At 44.7% G+C, this 5,035-nt stretch carries 4 protein-coding genes and 1 pseudogene; 3 read left to right on the forward strand and 2 right to left on the reverse strand.

The annotated features are described in order from the left end of the window. Positions 1 to 544 precede the first annotated feature (544 nt). The 3 genes and pseudogenes from ACSZO4_RS24515 (at position 545) to ACSZO4_RS24525 (ending at position 3,106) form a co-directional block, all read left to right on the forward strand. Positions 545 to 829 carry a hypothetical protein gene (locus ACSZO4_RS24515; protein WP_437891698.1) on the forward strand — a complete coding sequence of 95 codons (285 nt, stop codon included), beginning with the start codon at positions 545 to 547 and terminating at the stop codon, positions 827 to 829. A gap of 337 nt (positions 830 to 1,166) precedes the next feature. Then, a pseudogene (locus ACSZO4_RS24520) lies at positions 1,167 to 1,708 on the forward strand (helix-turn-helix domain-containing protein); the annotation flags it as partial. Positions 1,709 to 1,897: 189 nt separating this feature from the next. Then, complete coding sequence (locus ACSZO4_RS24525) at positions 1,898 to 3,106, forward strand: type II restriction endonuclease (RefSeq protein ID WP_437891700.1); 1,209 nt, start codon at positions 1,898 to 1,900, stop codon at positions 3,104 to 3,106. 45 nt (positions 3,107 to 3,151) lie between these two features. Here ACSZO4_RS24525 and ACSZO4_RS24530 read toward each other — a convergent pair whose 3' ends face one another. Together ACSZO4_RS24530 and ACSZO4_RS24535 are read right to left on the reverse strand one after the other, a co-directional pair. Continuing rightward, positions 3,152 to 4,576 (reverse strand): DNA cytosine methyltransferase, encoded by a 1,425-nt coding sequence (locus ACSZO4_RS24530; RefSeq protein ID WP_437891699.1) that lies wholly within the window; start codon positions 4,574 to 4,576, stop codon positions 3,152 to 3,154. A 212-nt stretch (positions 4,577 to 4,788) separates the two neighbouring features. Next, positions 4,789 to 4,914, reverse strand: coding sequence for a hypothetical protein (locus tag ACSZO4_RS24535; RefSeq protein WP_256473287.1), 126 nt, complete (start codon positions 4,912 to 4,914; stop codon positions 4,789 to 4,791). Positions 4,915 to 5,035: the final 121 nt, after the last annotated feature.

Here is a 5,035-nt window from a genome sequence, read left to right on the forward strand (position 1 = left end):
ATACAGCTCAGCTAAGGTAAGGCTAATACAGATAAGGACTCCACTGAACCCCACCGATTAAATCGCACCTTCCCTAGCCTCCCTAGTAAGCAGAACATTCTTTTCGAGTGAAAATTCTTTTATTGAAAAATTATATGAAGATATTCACAGCATTATAGAGCGCCTCGAAAAAAGCAGTGATAAATATTACTGTGATGACGAGGACAAAATAACCAATGCTATAGTTCTTACCTTATGTGAACTAGGATATGATGCAACCGAACAAACCAAGCAGAATGGTTCTGTAGATATCACTGTCAAGCCTAAAGACAACTCATTCACATGGATTGGAGAGGCTAAAATAGGTTATGCAAATACCAAAATATTTGAAGGGTTATTACAACTATTATCTAGATATATTAAGAGAGATAAGAACGCAGGTCTTCTTATATATTTTCAAAATAAGAAATCGCACACATTATTCAATGCCTGGTTAAAATATCTATACCATCAGGAATGGATAAATTATTGCGTTAAACAGGGGATTTTAGATGAAGTCACTCCATTGATCGGTCACTTACAAAAGCAAGATTTTAAAAAAAATGACAATTATTTCCATGACTTATCTGTAATCAAACCCTGTGGTAAACCAGTAGAAATTAGAATGTTTTATGCAGATTTAAACCATAACCCAGTGGACAAAAGTGGAGTTAAAAATCAATCTTTAAAATTAGGTCAAGCGAAAAATACCCTTAGAGGCTATTGCCAGAAATGGGATGATAAAGATTTCAGCACATCCGACTTAACTAGTTTATTTGAAAGCCTCAAACTTTTTATTGATTTTGATTAAACCAACTAGCAATAGCAGGAAAATAGCTTGCAAATAATAAATTAATGTTTTTGCAACACCCCTCATCTAATTACAATACTTGTCGAGTACTATTTCCACCGACATCAATCAATCATCCCTCTATAGTTTTTATTTTTTTGCCACCATAAAATTACAAAATGACCTTTCGGATGCATTTTTCAAGGCATACATTAACATTAAGTAGCGCCATATGTAAGTATCCAGTGACCTCCCCTAAATAACTGTTCTAAATATTAGATCACATAAAGGGAACTCAGCCCGGATTGTGCGCTCTGATCAATCGCCAAACATCACAAACCAACAACCGGACTGAGCGATGCCGATCATAGCACCAATACCCCGTACTGAACGACGCCTGATGCAGAAAACAATCCACAGAACACACGACAAGAACCATGCCCGCAGACTGACCGCCATGCTGATGCTGCATCGGGCCGCTGCGTCAGCGACGTTGCCAGAACCCTCTGCTGCGCCCGTTCATCTGTGGGGCGCTGGATTAACTGGTTTACCCTGTATGGTGCGGAAGGCCTGAAATCCCTGCCTCCGGGTCGTGAGCGTCGCTGGCCGTTTGAACAGATTTGCTTATTGTTACGTCAGCTCGTAAAACGTTCTCCTGATAACTTCGGATACCAGCGCTCACGCTGGAGTACGGAACTTCTGGCAATAAAAATCAACGAGATAACAGGCTGTCAGTTACATGCTTCAACGGTTGGCCGCTGGTTACCTTGCGCAGAGCTGGTATGGTGCAGGGCCGCTCCCACACTGCATATCCGTGATCCACATAAAGATGAGAAGATGGCGGCAATCAATGGAGCGCTGGAAAAATGTAGTGCGGATAAACCCGTGTTTTACGAAAACCATCAGCTCATTCCCCGGAGGTAAACATGGGCAGTCAAAAGTGTAGCGGTATTCGGATCAGTTATTTAGGATTAGATACAACTGTCAGTTAGTAATATCAGTATGTTGACTTGAAAAAACCATACTGGCTGCTTTTGTATAACTATGGAAAAATGGAGAGTGGAATATCAGGGCAACGGAGGGATGTTTATGTTGGCTTTTCATAACTGGCTGTCTGGGATCGCAGGCGGAAATAATTTTGTCTACATCAAACGGCTGTCCGCCAATGATACTGGAGCAACTGGCGGTCATCAGGTCGGGCTTTATATCCCTTCAGGCATTGTTGAAAAGTTGCTTCCATCCATCAACCATACACATGAGCTGAACCCTTCAACCTATCTCACTGCGCATGTTTTCTCACACCAGTGTCCTGATAGTGAGGCACGGGCCATCTATTACAACAACCGTTTTTTTGGCGGGACCCGGAATGAAAAGCGTATCACACGCTGGGGAAGAGGCAGCCCACTGCAGGATCCTGAAAATACTGGAGCCCTGACGATCTTGGCCTTTAAGCTCGATGAACAGAGAGGCGATTGTTCGTCTGTGGAAATCTGGGTCTGCGTCAGCCCTGATGAAGAGGATATTATCGAGTCCGCTATCGGTGAAATTATTCCCGGAACGCTGATATCCGGACCTGCAGGAGAAATTCTCGGAGGTCTATCTCTTCAGAATGCACCTGTGAATCACAAATATGCTATCCCTGAAGACTGGAAAAGGCGTTTTCCGACAGGAAGTGAAATAATTCAGTATGCCGCTGACCATTACGTGAAAAACGCCGACGATCCGGATGAACAGCTTATTGACCGTCGGCGAGTCGAGTACGATATCTTTTTGCTGATTGAGGAATTACATGTACTGGACATCATCCGAAAGGGATTTGGTTCTGTGGATGAGTTTATTGCGCTGGCCAACTCTGTCAGTAATCGTCGTAAATCCAGGGCAGGAAAGTCATTAGAACTGCATCTTGAACACCTTTTCGTTGAGCATGGTCTGCGGCACTTCGCTACGCAGGCAGTCACTGAAGGTAATAAAAAGCCTGACTTTTTGTTTCCGTCTGCAGAGGCTTACCATGATGTAGAGTTTCCTGAAGAAAATCTGCGTATGCTAGCCGTGAAGACAACCTGTAAAGACCGCTGGCGCCAGATACTGAACGAAGCAGATAAAATCTCGCAAGTGCACCTGTTTACGCTACAGGAAGGGGTTTCTCAGACTCAATATAGAGAAATGCAGGATGCAGGGGTCAGGCTGGTTGTGCCATCGTCGTTACACAAAAAATATCCAGAAGCGGTTAGAGAAGAATTGATGACGTTGGGAGCGTTTATTGCGGAACTTACTGGGCTCTATGCAGAGCTGACGTAGGCACTACCTGGCATGAACATGCAACAACATGCCAGGTAGTGGTAGTTAAACCTTTTTAGCATCGACAGAAACAGCTTTCAGGATGTAAGGTTCCAGCAGTCTAGCAACAGCTTCAAACACCGGTACCACCACGGAGTTACCGAACTGCCGGTATGACTGCGTGTCGGAAACCGGAATACGGAAGGGTTTACCGTCTGGCTTTTCAAAGCCCATCAAGCGTGCGCACTCACGAGGGGTGAGCCTGCGCGGACGACGAGCCTGGTTTTCTTCATTTAGAAAGTCGGCTTCACCTGCGGCCATATCCCAGCCACGATCTACCAGAATTTCGGATCCGTCTTTGTGATAGCGGGCAGAAAGCGTACGGGCAACACTTTCCTTATTTTCAGGATTAACGAGGCCAAAACCGAAGCCATTCCCTTTAGCCGCATGCTTTTTTGCATAGTTGTAGAGATATTCCCAGAGTTTGGGCGTCAGGATATATTTACTGTCAACGACTGGTTCCAGAAGCTCTCGAAATAACGGTCGTCGATCCGGATAAAAACGACTCACGTCGCGCAGGGTAAAGCCATTGTGAATATTCAAGTCGCGGCGGAAACCGACCAGAACGATACGTTCACGGTGCTGGGGCAGGAAATGTTTTCCATCGATGACCTTAGGATCGCTTTTTCCCACATCAGCCGCATCCGCAACTTCATAGCCCAGCTCGTCGAGCGTCTCCATGATTACTTTAAAGGTTTTACCTTTGTCATGACTCTTAAGATTTTTCACGTTTTCCAGCACAAAGATGGCTGGCTTTTTGGCCCTGATAATACGTGCCACATCAAAGAAAAGCGTTCCCTGTGCCTCACATTCAAAACCATGCGCACGGCCAAGTGAGTTTTTTTTGCTCACGCCAGCAAGGCTGAACGGCTGGCAGGGAAAACCTGCCAGAAGCACATCATGATCCGGCACATGCTCATCAATGAAGGCATAGGCGTCGGTTTCCGACACTTCAGGTTTGTCACTGAGAGTGACTTCCCGGATATCTAGATTGAATTTGTGTGCGTGTTCATCATTAAACCAGTTGGCTTTATAGGTGCGCACAGCTTCTTTATTCCATTCGCTGGTAAATACGCACTGACCACCGATAGCCTCAAAACCATTTCTAATACCACCAATGCCAGCAAACAGGTCAATGAAGCGGAACGCATAGTCTGGATGATGTACAGACGGTTCCGGCAGCATTTTACGAAGAAGCTCTACTTCTGCTGAAGTCAGCGACTTAGGGGGACATTTGCCATTAATCCAGCGGTTAATTGTTTCCCGAGTCCAATCATTTTTGCCAACTTTCCTCAATAACTCAGCCACGTACTTCTGGTCATAGATTTCCAGTACCTGCTCAATCAGTTTCTTATCATTTTTCTGTCGCTGTTTTTCTTCTGCTTCTGCTTTCTCAAGCAAATCCTGCGCCAGTAATTCAAATTCAGACATATCACCTCCATTGGGTCTTATAGGTGAAACTCTATCACTCATTTGACCCAGAGGAAATATTTTTGTCTGGATATTTAAACAGTGCTTGTTGTTAATCGTTGTCAATTCCTGAAAGCGCTACGCATAAGGCAAACAGCCTACTATAGCGATATGGTGCAGATGATGGTGTTAAATCACGATTCTGTATGTGCAAACTATGAGCGTTGCGTGTCTTACTCAGGATGGTATTGCAAAGACGGCAGATCGTCGTGAGATGTATATACCGTTCTGGCACCAATCAGACGGCCATTACCGTCGAGAGCGATAAAGGGCATTCCAAAGATGGTAGATCCGTGCATGCAGGGTAAGCCTTACATGAAGAGGCGGTACCCAGTGCATTAACATTTAAGGAAGGTGCGATTTAATCGTCAGTTATGAGAACATAAGGCTTTCTTTGCCATAGATTTTTCACGATGCCCG

This window comes from Phytobacter sp. V91, from assembly GCF_965644225.1.
In the GTDB taxonomy this organism is placed as follows: Bacteria; Pseudomonadota; Gammaproteobacteria; order Enterobacterales; family Enterobacteriaceae; genus CBFFRJ01.